General features: G+C 69.3%; 15 protein-coding genes. 3 read left to right on the top strand and 12 right to left on the bottom strand.

The features are described 5' to 3' along the window. Positions 1 to 45: 45 nt before the first annotated feature. A complete protein-coding gene (locus tag ACLJPX_RS06580; RefSeq protein ID WP_410599222.1) occupies positions 46 to 588 on the bottom strand; it encodes a hypothetical protein in 543 nt (180 codons plus the stop codon). A 60-nt stretch (positions 589 to 648) separates the two neighbouring features. On the opposite strand from ACLJPX_RS06580, the gene ACLJPX_RS06585 reads away from it, so the two are divergent. After that, positions 649 to 1,185, top strand: coding sequence for a hypothetical protein (locus ACLJPX_RS06585; protein ID WP_410599223.1), 537 nt, complete (start codon positions 649 to 651; stop codon positions 1,183 to 1,185). Here the strand turns inward: ACLJPX_RS06585 and ACLJPX_RS06590 are convergent, their stop codons facing one another. Continuing rightward, a complete protein-coding gene (locus ACLJPX_RS06590; RefSeq protein ID WP_410599224.1) occupies positions 1,186 to 1,665 on the bottom strand; it encodes a MarR family winged helix-turn-helix transcriptional regulator in 480 nt (159 codons plus the stop codon). A gap of 83 nt (positions 1,666 to 1,748) precedes the next feature. Between ACLJPX_RS06590 and ACLJPX_RS06595 the strand changes: the two genes are divergently transcribed. Beyond that, positions 1,749 to 2,390 (top strand): FMN-dependent NADH-azoreductase, encoded by a 642-nt coding sequence (locus tag ACLJPX_RS06595; protein ID WP_410599225.1) that lies wholly within the window; start codon positions 1,749 to 1,751, stop codon positions 2,388 to 2,390. Between the two features lie 69 nt (positions 2,391 to 2,459). Here the strand turns inward: ACLJPX_RS06595 and ACLJPX_RS06600 are convergent, their stop codons facing one another. The 10 genes from ACLJPX_RS06600 to ACLJPX_RS06645 form a co-directional block, all read right to left on the bottom strand. Beyond that, entirely contained in the window at positions 2,460 to 5,555 is a 3,096-nt protein-coding gene (locus ACLJPX_RS06600) for a TIM-barrel domain-containing protein (protein ID WP_410599226.1), read from the bottom strand. A gap of 253 nt (positions 5,556 to 5,808) precedes the next feature. After that, the gene (locus ACLJPX_RS06605; protein ID WP_101608850.1) at positions 5,809 to 6,594 is read right to left on the bottom strand and encodes a DeoR/GlpR family DNA-binding transcription regulator; all 786 of its coding nucleotides are present in this window, start codon (positions 6,592 to 6,594) and stop codon (positions 5,809 to 5,811) included. A gap of 126 nt (positions 6,595 to 6,720) precedes the next feature. Next, positions 6,721 to 8,577, bottom strand: coding sequence for a DUF5107 domain-containing protein (locus ACLJPX_RS06610; RefSeq protein ID WP_410599227.1), 1,857 nt, complete (start codon positions 8,575 to 8,577; stop codon positions 6,721 to 6,723). Continuing rightward, entirely contained in the window at positions 8,574 to 9,641 is a 1,068-nt protein-coding gene (locus ACLJPX_RS06615; protein WP_101608852.1) for an ABC transporter ATP-binding protein, read from the bottom strand. Before ACLJPX_RS06615 ends, ACLJPX_RS06610 begins: the two co-directional genes overlap by 4 nt. A 6-nt stretch (positions 9,642 to 9,647) precedes the next feature. Continuing rightward, positions 9,648 to 10,577 carry a carbohydrate ABC transporter permease gene (locus ACLJPX_RS06620; RefSeq protein WP_410599228.1) on the bottom strand — a complete coding sequence of 310 codons (930 nt, stop codon included), beginning with the start codon at positions 10,575 to 10,577 and terminating at the stop codon, positions 9,648 to 9,650. Between the two features lie 10 nt (positions 10,578 to 10,587). Then, a complete protein-coding gene (locus ACLJPX_RS06625) occupies positions 10,588 to 11,529 on the bottom strand; it encodes a carbohydrate ABC transporter permease (protein ID WP_410599229.1) in 942 nt (313 codons plus the stop codon). Then, positions 11,529 to 12,920: an ABC transporter substrate-binding protein gene (locus ACLJPX_RS06630; protein WP_101608855.1), complete on the bottom strand. Its 1,392-nt coding sequence runs from the start codon at positions 12,918 to 12,920 to the stop codon at positions 11,529 to 11,531. The genes ACLJPX_RS06625 and ACLJPX_RS06630 overlap by 1 nt, the downstream gene beginning before the upstream one ends. An 81-nt stretch (positions 12,921 to 13,001) precedes the next feature. Next, positions 13,002 to 13,883 (bottom strand): class II fructose-bisphosphate aldolase, encoded by an 882-nt coding sequence (locus ACLJPX_RS06635; RefSeq protein WP_410599230.1) that lies wholly within the window; start codon positions 13,881 to 13,883, stop codon positions 13,002 to 13,004. Positions 13,884 to 13,893: 10 nt separating this feature from the next. Continuing rightward, positions 13,894 to 14,784, bottom strand: coding sequence for a 1-phosphofructokinase family hexose kinase (locus ACLJPX_RS06640; protein ID WP_410599231.1), 891 nt, complete (start codon positions 14,782 to 14,784; stop codon positions 13,894 to 13,896). 7 nt (positions 14,785 to 14,791) lie between these two features. Beyond that, entirely contained in the window at positions 14,792 to 15,673 is an 882-nt protein-coding gene (locus ACLJPX_RS06645) for an SIS domain-containing protein (protein WP_101608858.1), read from the bottom strand. Positions 15,674 to 15,814: 141 nt separating this feature from the next. Between ACLJPX_RS06645 and ACLJPX_RS06650 the strand changes: the two genes are divergently transcribed. Beyond that, positions 15,815 to 16,525, top strand: coding sequence for a cobalamin-binding protein (locus tag ACLJPX_RS06650; protein WP_410599232.1), 711 nt, complete (start codon positions 15,815 to 15,817; stop codon positions 16,523 to 16,525).

Raw genomic sequence — 16,525 nt, forward strand, 5'->3', positions numbered from 1 at the left:
GCCCCGTCGCTTCCGCGGCGGGGCCCTTTTCTTTGTCGGGCACAGCTATCCCAGCTTGATGTCGGTGCCGGTGAGGTTCTTCATGTCGGTCAGCGTCGGGCCACCGAAAGCCCGCAGTACCAAGGGTTTCGCCGCTTTGGGGAGATCGAAGTAGAGGTCGAACTCGACCCGCACACCGCGTCCCAGTTCGACCTTGTCGGGCTGCCGCTTGATCGTCATGGCCTGATTGTCGACCGCGATCACGGCGCCGGAATCGGTGACGAGTTGCTGGCGCCGGGTGTCGAAGACGATTCCGGACACGCCTTTTCCGGTCACCACCAGCCGGAGCCGGACGAACTGGCCCTTCGCCTCGAACTCGGTATGACTGCCGCTGAGGCTGGGAAGTCCGGCGGCCAGCCCGATCAGCGAGAACTCGGTCTCGCCGTTGAGCGCGGGCGGCAGGTGCAGCGCGGTCTCGTCCGGCCGGACCTCCCGCGCGGGCAGGTCGTAGACGGGTTTGGCGGGCGGCTGCCGGGGTTCGCCGCCGGAGCAGCCGGCGAGCAGGAGAACAGTCAGGGCGGCCGTCAGACTTCTCCTCGCGTCTCTCACCCGGGGATTATCCCAGGTTCGGCGGCTTGATCACGTAGCTTCGCCTCGGTACAACGAGGTATGGCCCCGATCCCGTGCTCCGACCTGTCTGCCGCCGCTTGGCTCGCATCGAGCGACCTACCCTGGCAGCGGCTGGTCACCTTCGGGCCCGCGGGCTTCGACGGGTACGCGCGACTGCGGTTCATCCCCGACCCGGTGTTCGAGGGCCAGAGCGAGAACGACGCCGTCCCCGGCGCCCCGGAGCACGAGCTGCTGGGTGTCCTCTTCGAGATCCTCGGTGCGGAGACCGCGACCCCGGCCGACTGCTACTTCTGCGTCTGGGACGGCTACGGCGACGTGTCCGGCAACCCGAAGATCGTTGTCCCGCACCGGAATTACTTCCTCTTCAGTGGACAGCTCGAAGACGCCGGCTTCTGGGGGACGCCGGGGCCCGCGTTCGTCTGGCCCGCCGATCACGCGTGGTGCGTGACCAAGGACGTCGATCCGCATTGGGCGGGCATCGGGGCCACGAACGCCGTCCTCGACCGGCTTGTCGCCGATCCCCGTTTGGACGTCGGGACCGCCGATCCCGCGCGGGAGCAGCCTGCCTACCGCTGATCAGCAATCGTCGATGTGGGCGGCTTCGACGCAGGCGCCGGTCTCGTTCCGGCTGGTCGCCTGGTACAGCAGGTTGTACAGCGCCTCGCGCTGATCACCGTCCAGCGCGCCGAGCACGTCGTCCTCGACTCCGGCGAGGGCGAACTCCGCCTTGGCGAGCTGCTTGGCGCCGACGTCGGTGAGTTCGACGATATGCCGCCGACGGTCCTCCGGTGAGCGCCGTCGTTCGATCAGGTTCGCCGACTCGAGGTCGTTGAGCAGGCCGACGACGTTCGTGCTGTCCATCTCCAGCGTCTTCGCGAGGTCCTGCTGCGAGCAACCCGCGAGATCTCGCAGCACGGTCAGCGCGACGAGATGCCGCGGCCGCAGGCCGAGCGGGGCCAGGACCGACTCGCTGCGCAGCCGGATCCGGCGGGTGACGTGGTCGAGCAGCGCACCGCAGCGATGCGGGGGCTGGTTCACGACCGGAAGTTCGGACACTCGTCAAGTGTACGTTCCCACATAATGGCCATCACAGCATCAATGGTTTGCGTTACACAAACTATCTGTGCAAGATAATCAGTATGACGCATCTGCTGCACATCGACTCGAGCATCACCGGCGAGCACTCGGCCAGCCGCCGTCTCACCGCGCGGGCGGCCGCGGCCTGGCGCGCGGCGCATCCGGAGGGCACCGTCACCTACCGCGACCTGGGCGCCGAACCGCTGCCCCATTTCGACGCGGCGAGCAACGCGGCCAGGTCGGCACCTCCGGAACAGCACACCCCGGAGCAGGCCGAAGCCTGGCGGCTGATCACCGCGCTCATCGACGAGGTCAAGGCCGCCGACACCATCCTGCTGGGCCTGCCGCTCTACAACTTCGGGGCGCCGAGCACGGTCAAGTCCTGGGTCGACCACCTGATCGTGCCCGGGCTTTCGATCGACGCCGAGACCCGTGAGGGCCTGCTCGGCGGGCGGGACTTCATCGTCCTGGCCTCGCGCGGCGGCGGCTACGGCGAAGGGACCCCGCGCGAGGGCTGGGACCACGCCCAGAGCTGGATCACGCACGGCGTGTCCATGACCGGACTCGAACCGCGGTTCGTCACCGCCGAGCTGACCCTGGCGAAGGTCAACCCGGCGATGGCGGACCTGATCCCGCTGGCCGACGCCAGCCAGGCCGAAGCCGAACGGGCCATCGACGCGCTGTGGACACCGGTGGCGGCCTGAGCGCGGGCCGCCCATGCGGGGGTCGTGAGTGGTAAGGACGGTTCTAACCGTCCTTACCACTCACGAGAGCTAACCGATTCCCGCCGCGAACACGTGCATCGCGCTGTTCGACGGGAGCGTCACCGCGACGACCTCCTTGCCCGCGGTCAGCGGGACGGAGTTCGCGAAGACCCGGTACGGCGTGGTCGGATACGCCGCTCCGGTGCGGGTGTTCTTGCCCAGCACGGTCGCCACCGTCGTCGCGCCGTACTGGGCGGGATCGGCGCAGCACCAGTTGGGGAACCCGAGTTCGGCTCGGCTCGTGCTTCCGTCGGCGTAGCGGACGACGACCGCGCCCTTCGCCGTGCCCGTACCGGTTCCCGTCAGCACCAGCTTGGAGCCCGTCCCCCGCACCGCCACCGTCTGGCCGGACGCGAGGACGTTGTCCTTCTCCCCCGCGCCGGTTTTCGGCCAGGTCAGCTGGGCACCGAGGGCGGTGAAGCCCGCGCCGGGTTTGAGCCCCGCTTCGGCCAGGCCTTCGGCCCGGAAGCTGCTGCCACCGCCGTCGATGTCCCCCACCGCGACGTGAGCCGCGTCGGTGACGCCGACGTTGCCGTAGGCCGCGGCCAGCGAACCGTGCGGGACGGTGACCGTCACCGAGTCGGTCACCCGGTTCTCGCCCAGCCGCGCCTTGTACGACGCCGAAACGGTGAGCTGGTAGTCGTCCGGTTTGATCCCCGCGTCCGGCGTCACCTTCACCGGGACCTTCACCGTCTGGCCGGGCATCACGAACCGGGGACCGGCGGGAATCTCGGCGCGGAACCCGTTGGCGGGCAAGGAGAAGCTGACGTCCCGCACCGGGAGCGGCGTGCCGTTGGTGAAGCTCAGCGTGCCTTCCGCGGTCTGCCCCGGACCGGCGACCGCCGGGACGGACAGCGCGACCGATCCCTTGCGGTCTTCGGGGAAGATCCCGCCGACCGCGCTCGTGCCGAACAACCGGACGTCCTGGCGGTCACCGGCGCCGATCTTGCCGGTCTTGACCCGCGCGACCCCGCCGGTCGCCGGATCGAACCACCAGCCCGACGGTGCCGCGTCCAGTTCGGCCTTGCTGCCGTACTGCCGCAGGATCGAGGTCCCGGCCAGTACGGTCGCGGGCTTGCTTCCCGTGTGGACGGTCAGCTGATAGTTCCGCGACGCGGGCTTCCCGGCGTAGGAACCGGAACCGGCGCCGATCCCGACCGTCACCGTGCCCAGACCTGACTTCGGCGCGTCCACGGTGAACGTCTGCTTGGCCTGGTCACCGTTCTTGTACGCCCTGGTCACGCCGTCGTCTTCGGTGAGCGTGAACGAGCCCTTGCCCTGCGGGTAGACGTCGAGGTCGAGCACGCCCTTGTCCCTGGTCTGCCACGACTTCGTGCCCTCGGCCCACATCGGGACCACGGCCCCGGCGCGGACGAACAGCGGCAGGGTGTCGAGCGGCGCGTCGTAACCGTCCACAGTGGTCGGTCCGGTGTAGGTCTTGCCGCTCCAGTAGTCGACCCAGGTCCCCTTCGGCAGGTAGATGCCGTTGCGGACGGTGGAGTTCTCGTACACCGGCGCGACCAGGAAGTCCTTGCCGGACAGGAACTCGTACTTCGCCTTCTCGCCCCAGACGTTCGGGTCGTCGGGGTATTCGAGAGCGAGCGGGCGGACCTGGCCGACGCCGGTCCGGTGCGCCTCCACCGAATGGCTGTAGGTGTAGGGCAGCAGCCGCTCCTTGAGCAGCAGGTACTTGCGGTTGATCGAGGTGAACGGTTCGCCGTACCGCCACGGCTGCTTGTCCGACGCGGCCCAGCCGTCCATCGTCATCGAGACCGGCAGGAACGCCTTCCACTGCAGGTCACGGACATAGGTCTGCGGGCTGCCGCCGAAGATGCCGTCGATGTCGCCGGTGTTGTAGGCGATACCGGAGGTCGTGGCACCGGCATAGGTCGGGATCTGCCACTTGATGTAGTCGTAGGAGCCGGCCTGGTCGCCGCTCCACAGCACGCCGCAGCGCTGCGCGCCCGCCCAGCTGACCGGCGTCCAGACGAACCCGCGCGCGTCGCTGTTGTCCTCGATGCCCTTGTGCGCGGTGTCGCACGCGTCCAGCGCGAACTGGTAGCCGGGGCCGACCCACGCGACGTCGAGTTTGCGGACCCGGACCCCGGCCTTGACCTCTTCGACCTGGTTCGGCACGCCGTTCTCGGTCCACAGCCCGAGCTGCATCCCGTTCTTGCGCAGGCCTTCGCCCGTCTGCTGGAGGTTTTCGTACCCGCAGCCGTAGCCGTCGTTGACGAGCATCCAGCCGTTGGGCATCCCGTGCTCGGTGTACCCCTCCGCGACCTTCACCGCGTCCAGCGTGTGCCGTTCGCCGCGGTTGGCGTTGTGCAGGTAGCAGTCGGCGTCACCGTGTTCGAGCCCGTACAGCGGTGGCAGGAAAGGCTTTCCGACCAGATCGGTGTAGCCGGTGATGACGTCCTTGAGCCCGTCGCCGACCACGTAGGTCGCGTCGAAGCGGCGCTCGTCGTGCGTGGTGCGCACCGGCTCGGTGAAGGCGTAGGTGCCTTGGGCGAAGGTGTTGCGCAGCACGCCGTAGCCCGCCGTGGAGGCGTAGAACGGCTGCGAGTTCGGTGCCCCGCCGTCATCCCAGTTGTAGTCGGCGAAGATCCGGATCGTCTGGTCACGGTGGCTGAACCGGCCGTTCTGCTCACCGCCGCCGACGAACTGCTCGGCCGCCGTCCGCGCCAGGTTCTGCGTGGTCGTCTTGTCGGTCCAGGACAGCGGCGCCGACTCCTCCCAGAGCCGCTTGCGGTCCGCGCCGTCGTACAACGCGAGCCGCATCGGGTGCTTGTACGCCCGCAGCGTCGCCTTGCCCGTGGAAACCGCCCAGTAGTCCCCCTTGTCGGTCCTCTTCGGCGTGACCGGGTCGCCCGTGCGCGGCAGCACGATCTTGCTCCCGGCCGGATCGGTGAACGTGCCGTCCGGCGCCAGCCAGACGCGGACGGCTCCTTCGGCCGGGAAGCTGACGCGCACGGCGGCGCTTCCCGATTTCAGGGTGACCGTGGGGCCTTCGGCGGAGATCCCGGTCAGGTCGCCCAGCTTGCCGGACGCCGCCGCGGCCGGATCGGCGTGGGCGAGGACCGGGGAAAGTCCGAGAAGGGCCACTGCAGCCAAACAACTCAGGGATTGCGCAACTCTGCTCATTCAAGACACCTTTCGCGCATGAATACGCAATATGGTCTCTGTATAGCGCACGGTTCGCGCAAAGTCATCCGCCGAAGCGGTGCTGCCGACTTTCGTCGGGTCGTTCGAAGATCCTTATGCGGCAAGGAGTCTTCCTGCCCCGGACGTCAGGAAAGGGGCTTTCAGGACAGAATTCGTCCTGAAAGCCCCTTTCCTGACATTCGGAGCGGCCGGGTCAGACGGCCTGGACCTCGACCCCCGCGGCCTCAAAGGCACGCAGCACCTTCGGGTCGGCGTTGGAATCGGTGACCAGGGCGTGCACCTGCGGCGTCGAGCAGATCCGTGCGAACGCGCGGCGGCCCAGTTTCGAACCGTCGGCGACCGCGACGACGCGTTCCGACCGCTCGACCATCAGCCGGTTGATACTCGCCTCGCCCTCGTGGTGCGCGAAGGCGCCGGCCTCGGCGTCGAACGCGTCGACACCGAGGAAAAGCAGGTCGATCGTCAGTTCGCTGAGCACCCGCGTGGCCAGCGGACCGCTGAGCTCGAACGACTGCGGGCGCGCGACCCCGCCGGTCACCACGATCTTCACATGCGGCCGCACGGCCAGTTCGTGCGCGATGTTCAGCGCGTTGGTGACCACCGTCAACCCCGGCGAATCCCGCAGGCCCGCCAGATCCGACCGCGTCGCCAGCGACCGCGCGACCCCGGCCGTGGTGGTCCCGCCGTTGAGGCCGACCACCATGCCCTGCGCCACGAGTGCCGCCGCGGCGACGCTGATCCGTTGCTTCTCGGGCACGTGCCGCGCGGTCTTGTACCGCAACGGCAGGTCGTAGGCGAGATCGTTGGCCACCGCGCCACCCCGGGTGCGGGTGAGCAACTGCTGTTCCGCCAGGTGGTCGAGGTCGCGCCGGATGGTGGCCGCGGAGACGTTCAACTCCTCGGCCACGTCCTCGACGTCGATCTTTTCCCGCTGCCCCAGCAGGTCCAGCAGGGTGCTCAGCCGTTCGTGCCGGGCCATCCGCGCCACTCCTAGCTCGCTGCGGCCTATCGCGCATGACGTTGCGCTGTTGGCCACTGTTTCGAGCAGTATGCTGCATCGCGGTTGTCCGCCGCGAGCGGCACGCCGGTCGAGTGGCCCGGCCGCTCACTTCATCCGGAAGTCATGGTGTTCCGGCAGCGGTTCGTCGGAAACCGCCGCCCAGGTGTCCGAAAGAGACGTTTCCCCTTCCCTGAGGTTCGAGACCTCGAAACCCGTGTCGTACACGGCCTTGGCCGCGGCGAGATCACCTCGCGCGAGGTGGGTCCGGGCGGCCAGCAGGGCGATCCGCCCCTCCTGGGGCAGCCCGTCGAGCAGCTCGCCCGCTTCGTCCGGGAGCCCCGCGGCGAGCTGCGCCGCGATCGCCTCCACGACCAGAGGGCGCAGCGACGGCGCGAGGGCCACCGCCCGCCGGTACAGCCACGCGGCTTCGTGCCCGGCCGTGGCGACCGCGAGATTCCGCAGCGCCCAAGGATTCTCGTTCGCCGAGACGGACTCGCGCCAGGCGCCGACCGCGTCCGACTGCCGTCCGGCAGCCCAGTGCGCGACGCCGCGGTGATACCAGGTCAGCCAGTTCTTCGGGGCGTACTCCATGAGATCCGCCCAGTACCGGTTCACCAGCGTCGACGGCGGGACGGCGAGCGGATCCCCGTCCGGCGGCGTTCCGTCGAGCAACGCGAGCCACGGCTCCTGATCCGGCCCGAGGGACTCGTCCGGGAACGGTGTGCCGGGCAGGCACATCGGCGCCCGCCGGTTCTCCAGCGCGCCCCAGCCGGAGCCGGTGGCCAGGAAGGATTCCGGGGTGACGTCGGCGATCTTCCGCCAGGCGTCGTGGTACTCGTCCAGAAGCTCCGCCGACGGCAGACCGGCTGCGACGGCTTCACGCGCCGCCGTCCAGTCTTCCCCGTGCACCGTCGCCGGATCCGCGGTGACCGGACCGTAGGCCTCCAGCCAGTCCCAGCCCTCCCCCGGTGGCAACCGCAGGTGCTCCAGCTGGGTCCGGGCCAGTCCGGCCTGGATCTCCAGGTAGCCGCCCGCCCCGGGCGCCAGCCACTCCTGCCAGCGGCGTCCGCCGGCGGACTCGCCCCACAGGAACAGCTTCCGGCCGCGCAGGCGGTCGGTGGACAGCTGCGCCAGCCCCGTCCCGTCCTCCTCCACGGCCGCGACCCACGGTCTTCCGTTCACCTCGAAGAAGTAGTCCGCCGCGGCCTCGGCGCGGGCCGGGTACGTCAGCTCGCCGGGGACGTCGACCAGATCGAGCCGCCCCGAATAGCCGTAGTGCCAGGCCTGTGTCGCGGGAGCCAGTACCCGGGTGCCCTCGTTCTGCGGCACCGCGATGTTCGACCACCAGTACACCGGGACGTCGTAGGGATGCGGATTCCGCACCCGCACCGCCACGAGCAGCTGGTCCGAGCCGTCGGGCAGCCAGAAGTCGACCTGATAAGGCAGGTCGCGGGTCCGTTCCCACTCCCACAGCCGCAGCACCGGCGTGCCGTCCGGGCCTTCGATCTCCGCGGCGAACATCGGCTCGCAGGTCAGCGTCGTATGGCCGGTGCTGCCGAGGTTCCACTCGACGCCACCGGCGAACCACGCGTCCCGCAGGGCGAGGTTCGCGGGCTGGAACACCGGGTTGCGATAGAGCAGCTCGCGTCCGGACGGCTTGTGGACCAGCGAGTACAGCCGCCCTCCCAGCGAGGGCAGCACGGTGGCGCGGAGCTTGTCGTTCTCCAGCACCAACGCCGGGAGCTCGCGTTCGACGCGCTCACGGGTGTAACCGTCCTGCAGCAGACACGGCAACGTGGTGTCCAGGCGGCCGTATCCGACGCCCTCCGCGAGATCCGGCGGCAGTTCGTCCACATTGGACACCTTGGCCACCGCCTCCGGTTTCCGGAGCGGTGGCAACGGGTTCTCCGGTCCCAGCTCGGCCGCCGGGAGCACCAGCCCGGTGCGGTACAGGCGGGTCATGCGTCCGGGAGCCGGTCACCGGTGGCGGCGTCGAAGAGGTGCACCGAACCCGGCTGCGGGGCCAGCGAGATCTGCTCGCCACGCTGCCACGGCGCCATGCCCGGGGTGCGGACCGTCAGCACGCGGTCGCCGTCCCGGCAGTAGAGGTACTGGTCGCTGCCCAGTTCTTCGACGACCTCGACGACGGCCTCGAAACCGCCGTCGCCGATCGTCCAGCCCTCGGGCCGGACGCCGACGACGATGCCGGGACCGGTCAGCGCCGACCGCTGTGCCGGGGTCAGCGGCAGCCGCGTCCCGCCGACGACGGCACCGTCGGCGTCCACGGTGGTCTCCAGCAGGTTCATCGCGGGTGAGCCGATGAACCCGGCGACGAACACGTTGACCGGCCGCGCGAACAGCCCGACGGGGGTGTCGCACTGCTGCAGGATCCCGTCCTTCAGCACGGCCACCCGGTCGCCCATGGTCATCGCCTCGACCTGGTCGTGCGTGACGTAGAGCGTCGTGATGCCCAGCCGCCGCTGCAGGGACGCGATCTGGGTCCGCGTCTGCACCCGGAGTTTGGCGTCCAGATTGGACAGTGGCTCGTCCATCAGGAACACGCTGGGCTCGCGCACGATCGCCCGGCCCATCGCGACGCGCTGCCGCTGCCCGCCGGACAGCTTCGCGGGCTTGCGGTCCAGGTACTCGGTCAGGTCGAGCACGGCCGCGGCCTCGCGCACCTTGCGTTCGCGTTCGGCCTTGGGCATCTTGGCCAGCTTCAGGTGGAAGCCGATGTTCTCCCCCACCGTCATGTGCGGGTAGAGCGCGTAGTTCTGGAACACCATCGCGATGTCCCGGTCCTTCGGCGGCAGTTCGGTGACGTCGCGGTCGCCGATGTGGATGGAGCCGTCGTCGACGCCCTCCAGCCCGGCGAGCATCCGCAGCGTGGTCGACTTCCCGCAGCCGGACGGGCCGACCAGGACGAGGAACTCGCCGTCGGCGACCTCGAGGTCGAGGCCGTCGACGGCCGGGCGTTCGACCCCGGCGTAGAACCGGGTGGTGTCGGAAAAGGTCACGGTGGCCATCAGGTCCTACTTTCCGGCGCCGAGGGTCAGGCCGGTGATGATCCGGCGGGCGAGTACGAGGTAGAGCACCAGCATCGGGAGCACGACGATCGCCACCCCGGCGATCAGGCCGCCGTACTCCGACTGGTAGCTCGCGGCCCCGTAGAAGGTGAAGAGCGCGCGGGAGAGCGTGAAATGCGCCTGGTCCTTGAGGAACACGATCGCCAGCAGCGTCTCGTTCCACAGGCCGATGGCGTTCAGCGTCAGCGCGGTGATCATGCCGCCGCGCGTCAGCGGCAGCATGACCGAGAAGAACGTGCGCATCGGCGAAGCGCCGTCGAGCGCGGCGGCCTCCTCCAGTTCGTCCGGCAGCGACCGGAAGAAGCCGGTCATCAGGAACACCGTGAACGGGATGGACAGCGCCACGTACAGCACGAACAGGCCGTACTCGTTGTCCAGGTGGATTTTGCTCAGCACCACGAACAGCGGGATGATCACGGTCTGGAACGGCACGCCCATGCCGATCGCGACGACGTTCGTCATCGGACCGGAGCCGCGGACGCCGAGCCGGGTCAGGGCGTACGCGCAGGGTGCCGAAACGGCGACCGTCACGACCGTCGCGAGCCCGACCAGGACCACGGTGGTCAGTACCGCGTCACCGAAACCGGCGTTGTTCCAGGCGTAGACGAAGTTCCGGAACGGCTTGCCGTTCTTGAACCACTGGTACGGCAGGTCGAACGGCTTGGTGAAGATCTCCACCGGCGTCTTGAACGACGCGGTGAGCAGCCAGTACAGCACCAGGATGTTGCCCGCGGTGAACAGCCAGACGATCGTGGAACCCAGGACGCGCAACGGACTGAACCGTTTCGAGCCGGGTGCCGGACGAGGTTTGCGCGGTGGTTTGCGCACCGGTTTCGCCGGCGGGCGCGCGGGCGCCTCGACGTCGGTGACGGACATTTCGTCTCCCTCAGAACTGGATCGCGTCACGGCGCATCAAACGACGGAGCAGGACGACGAGCACGGACACCAGCGCGATCATCGCCACCGCGCAGGCACAGGCGGCGCCGAAGTCCGGGGTGCCGTTCGAGCCGAAGGTCCGGTCGAACACGTAGATCCCCAGCGTCCACGCCTCGTTGGGCGGGGCGTAGGTGCCCGGCCCGGCCAGCACGAACACCAGCTCGAAGATCTTGAGCGCGTTGATCGTCCACAGCACCCCGGCGACGCCGACGACGTCCCAGGTCATCGGCAGCGTGATGTTGCGGAACTTCTGCCACGGTGACGCGCCGCCCAGTTCCGCGTCCTCGTAGAGATACGGCGGGATGCGGTCGACCGCGGCCATCAGGATGGTGATGTAGAAGCCCGAACTGGCCCAGATCAGCGACGCCGTCACCACACCGGTCACATTGGACGGTGCGAGGAACTTCGCCGCGTCGGCGCCGAGGCTCTCCATCACGTAGTTCGCGAGCCCCTGCTTCCCCGGCTGGTACTTGAACACGAAGCCGAGGAACATCCCGAGCGCCACCGGCGCCACGATGTTGGGGAAGAACAGGATGGCGCGGACGGTCTTCCCGCCCTTCATGTCCCGCAGCACCATGGTGAACAGGAACGCCAGCGCGAACGTGCCGATCCCGCCGAGGAACACGTAGATCAGCGTGTTGCCGAAGGCGTACTGGAACGAGTCGCTCGACACCATCTGCGTGTAGTTGGTGACGCCGTTGGGTTTCGGCGTGTCCCCCGCACCGGCCCAGCTGGTGAAGCTCAGCACCACGGTCGCGATCGTCGGCAGCACCAGGAAGGCCAGGTACAGCGCCAGTGCCGGCGCCGCGAACGGCCAGAACAGCCGTTTCTTGCGGTGCAAGTGGGCCCCGGCCTTCAAGGGCCGGGCCGACTTGGTCGTGACCGTGGCCATCAGCCCTGGTTCTTCCAGAACTCAGCGCCCTTGGTGGCGAGCTGGTCCACGAACTGTTCCGGGGTGATCTGCCCCTTCAGCAGGGCGATGTCGGCCGGGTCGAAGACGTCGGTCTGCCATTTGCCGCCGGCGATGCCGTCGATCCCGTCGTACTGCAGGACGTGTTCCTTCTTCGGGTCGTCCAGCGCGGCCTTGACCTGCTTGAGGTCGTCCGGCACGGCGAGGTCTGCGCGCGGCACGAGGTTGTCGGCCACCGCCGGGATCCCGGAAAGCAGGTCCTTGTTGAGGAAGTAGGCGATGAACGCCTTGGCACCCTCGGCGTGCTTGGCCTTCTTGGTCACCGAGAAACCGATCGACATCTGCTCGACGGTGTCGTGCGTGGCGCCCGCGGGCATCGGGAACTGGAACGAGCCGTAGTTGATCTTCGTCCCGGAGCCCTGCTTGTCGAGGTACTCGCGGGTCTCGCTCGGCGCCCAGCTGCCGACGTAGAGGAAGCGGGAGTCGCCGTCGGCCCAGCGCTGCTGCACCTGCGGGAACTTCGCCGCGTCCCAGCCGTCGATGAAGTGCTTGGGCAGCTTCGCGGTTTCGGTGGCGGCCTTGAGGAAACCGGGCTCGGTCTTCCACGCCTGGCCGGTCTTGTCGGTCGCCGCCTTGTAGAGCCCGCCCGCGCCGACGTACCGCTCGGCGAGCTGGGTGTAGTAGTACATGTTGTAGAACGGGATGTCGCCGTCGAGGCTGATGGCGGCCTTGCCGTCGGTCTTCGCCTTGTCGAACAGGCCGATCAGCTCGTCCATCGTCTTCGGCTGCTGGATGTCGCCCGCGGTGTCCTTGTTGAACCACCAGGCGCTCGACTGGATCGTGTACGGGACCATGAAGTTGTGGCCCTCGCGGTCCTTGTTCTGCGGGAAGTCGTACGAGCTGGGCGAAAGCACGTCCTTGACGGTCTTGTCGCCCTCACCGACCTTCATCGCGAAGACGTCGTCGACGCTCTGCGTTCCGCCCGGCGTCATGATCGCCGCGCCGACCTTGCTGACGTCTTGGTCGAACAGATCCGGCACCGCGTCGGTGTTCAGCGCGGGCACCAGGTTCTGCGTGTAGGCCTTGCGGCCCAGCCACTGCACGTCGACCTTGACGCCGGTCTTCTCCGTGAAGCACTTGAAGGCCTTCTGCAGGACCTTGCCCTGCGGCTCGTCGGCCGTCCACATGGACCAGTACGTGAACTCCTTGTCCGTCGCGGGTTTCACCGCCGCCTCCGGACAGGGCGCGTTGAGGAACTGATCGACGCCCGGGAGCGCGTTCTCGCCGGTGCCACCGGCCGTGTCCCCGCCGCCGCATCCCGCGAGCAGGAGCGCCGCCCCTGCCGTCAATGCCGTGAGCCTGCCTACCCGCATCCGCCACCACCTGGATCGAAGATCACACAAGTTCTGCTTGTTCTTGCGCAGTTTTGTGAGGTTTCACGCACATGTCAACACTCAATCGCGCAAACTCTGCTCAATCGTCACCTTGACCGGTTCAACATGATCAAGCTTGAGCACTCCCAAGAGCCGCCGCACCTCGACGGCGACCGCGGCACGCCCGGCGCCGAGGTACTTCCGCGGGTCGACGCGCCCGGGATGCGCGCGCCAGTCGTCCGCGACGGCCGCGGTGAACACCTTGTTGAGCTGGGTGGCGATATTGATCTTCGTCATCCCGGCTCGCACCGCCTCGGCCAGCCCGTCGTCGGGCACACCCGACGAACCGTGCAGCACCAGCGGCACCGGCACGCGTTCCCGGAGCCGCGCGATCAGCTCGAAGTCCAGTGCTGCGTCACGGGTGAGCATGGCGTGCGAACTGCCGACGGCCACCGCCAGCGCGTCGACGCCGGTGGCCGCGACGAACTCCGCCGCCTCGTCCGGATCGGTGCGCGCGCCGGGGGCGTGGACGCCGTCCTTTCCCCCGACCTCCCCGAGTTCGGCCTCGACCCACACTCCGTGGTCGTGGCAGTACGCGGCGACTTCACGCGTCGCGCGGACGTTGTCGGCGTAGTCCAGTTTGGACGCGTCGAACATGACGGACCCGAAGCCGAGCGCGACGGCCTCGCGGACGAGGTCGGCCGATTCGGCGTGGTCGAGATGCACCGCGACCGGCGTGACGGCACCCCTGGCCGCGGCGAGCGCCGCCGTGCCGACCGGCGCCAGCGAGCCGTGGTACTTCACGGCGTTCTGGCTCAGCTGCACGATCACCGGCGCTTCCGCCGCGGCGGCGCCGTCGATGATCGCGGTGATGTGTTCGAGCTGGATCGCGTTGAACGCGCCGCAGCCGTGCCGGGCCGCCGCGGCGGCACCGACGATCTCCCCGGTTCCTGCCAGAGGCATGACGGTTCTCCTAATCCGGGCGGGCGCGCACGGCGACCAGCCCCTGTTCGGCTTGGTAGTGCGCGAGGTCGACGTCCCCGGCGAGCGGGCCGAGCACGGCCGCGCCGGACAGCGCGACGGCCCGGCGCAGGATGTCCGGCCACGACTCCCGGCGGCTCAAGCCCAGTGCCAGCGCCGCGACGACGGCGTCGCCCGCGCCGGTGGTGTTGCCCCGCAGCACCGTGGACGGTGCCGCGTGCCAGGTGCCGGATCCGGTCACCGCCAGCAGCCCCTCGTGGCCGAGGGAGACCACGACCGCGCCCGCCCCGGCCTCGCGGAGTTCGGCCGCGGCGGCCACCGGATCGCGCAGGCCGGTGACCTCGCGCAGTTCGTCGGCGTTCGGTTTGACCACGGACGGTTTCCCGGTGAGCCCCGCGAGCAGCGCCTCACCCGAAGTGTCCAAGATGGACGGTGAGGCGCCGAGCAGCCCGGCATATCCCCCGGCTCCCGGCGGGAGGCTGCCCGAGCAGACGAGCACGTCCGCTCGCCGGGCGCGGACGGCCACCGCAAACGCTTGCCATTCGTCCTCGGTGAGCCTGGGGCCGGGTTCGTTGAGCAGCGTGACCGATCCGTCGCCGGCCAGGACCGTGGTGGTGCGCCGGGTTTCCCCGCCGATCGGGACGGCCTCCGCGGCGACCCCCACCGCCGCGAGGTCCGCCACGACGGCGGATCCCGTCGCACCACCGGCGGTCAGGACCGCGCGGACGTCGGCGCCGAGCGCGTGCAGCACCCTGGCGACGTTGACGCCCTTGCCGCCCGCCCGGTTCCGCACGTCGCCCACCCGGTGCACCTCACCGGGCCGCAGACCGTCCACTGTGTACGTGACGTCCAGCGCGGTGTTCGGCGTGACGGTGACGATCACGGCGGCCTCAGGTCAGGACGACGGAACGGGTGAGGCTGCGGGGGTTGTCCGGGTCGAGCCCCTTGCGGGCGGCGATGGCCCCGGCCACCCGCTGCGCGCGGACCAGGTCGGCGAGCGGGTCCAGGCCGCTCTCGACGAACAGGCCGCCCGCGCGGGCGACGTCGTCGGCGAGGCCGTCCGGCGCCTGCCCGAACATCCAGGTCACGCGGCCGGGTTCGCTGATGCTGATCGGCCCGTGCCGGTAGTCCCACGCAGGGTACGACTCCGTCCACAGCAGACATGCCTCGCGGAACTTGAGCGCGGCCTCGTTCGCGATGCCCACCGACCAGCCGGTGCCGAGGAAGCTGAACTGCTCCGCGGTGATCAGTTCGTCGGGCAGCGGTTCGGCGAGGACACGTTCGGCCTGGTCCGCGGCCGCGTTCAGGTCCTCGCCGAGGTGCGCTCGCAGCATCGCCAGCGCCGTGGTGGCGAAGCGGGTCTGCACGACCGAGCGTTCGTCCACAACAGACAGGTCGACGATGGTGTCGGCGGCGTTCTCGATCTCGCCGGGCACCCCGGTGATCGCGATGGTCGGCGTCTTGCCCCGCAGCTTCGCCAGCAGGGCGTGGACCTCGGTGGTCGTACCCGACCGGGTCAGCGCCACCACGTGGTCGTAGCCGCGGCCCACCGGGAACTCCGACGCGGCGAAGGCGTCGGTTTCGCCGAGCCCGGCGGACTCGCGGAGGACGGCGTACGCCTGGCCGATGAACCACGACGTGCCGCAGCCGACGATCGCGACCCGCGCGCCGGGCGGCGGCAGCAGATCACTGTTCGCCGAGGCCAGCGCCGCCGCGTCCCGCCAGCAGCCGGGCTGGCTCGCGATCTCCGCCGCCATGAAGGTCCCGCTCATGAACTCCCCATCCGTGCCAGTTGTGCGCAATAGCTGTCACGTTAGGTGCAGTTTTGTGCAACGTCAATGCTCCAAGAGTGCAGTTTCACGCATTTGACCCGCTCAGATGTGCAGGATGCGCTGGTCACCTACCGTGGACGGATGCGGATCGTCTCGTTGCTCCCCGCCGCGACGGACTTCGTCGCGGCCCTCGGGCTGCTGCCGTCACTGACCGGCCGGACCCACGAATGCGACTGGCCGCCCGGCGCGCTCGACGACGTCCCGGTGGTCACGAGCAGCGCGATCGACCACGACGTGCTGTCGAGCCGGGAGATCTCGGCGGCCGTCGGCGGCGAGCATCGCGGCTCGGGCCTGTACTCCCTCGACTCCGCGCTGCTGGCGGCCGCCGAACCCGACGTCGTGCTGACCCAGGACCTCTGCGACGTCTGCGCGATCTCCTACCGGCAGGTCTCCGAAACCGTGCGCGCCATGGAGGGCGACACCCGCGTCGTCAGCCTCGAACCGCGAACGCTGGAAGGCATCTTCACCTGCTTGACCACACTCGGCGAGGTGCTGGGCGTCCCCGAACAGATCGAAGCGGCGGGCGGAACCCCGCTGCTCGCGGACGCGGGCGAACACACCCGGCCGATCACCTGGGACGCCGTCGTCGGAGCACGGCCCGACATCCTGCTGCTCATCCCCTGCGGCTTCCCGCCGGAACGGACCGAGGCGGAGCTCCCCCTGCTGACCGGCCTTCCCGGCTGGGACGAGATCCCCGCCGCGCACATCCTGGACGGCCCGGCCTACTTCAACCGGCCGGGCCCCCGCGTCGTCGACGGCGCGGAGCTCCTCGCGGACGTCCTGCACGGGTGA

The sequence above is a fragment of the Amycolatopsis sp. lyj-90 genome (assembly GCF_046549035.1).
Taxonomy (GTDB): domain Bacteria; phylum Actinomycetota; class Actinomycetes; order Mycobacteriales; family Pseudonocardiaceae; genus Amycolatopsis.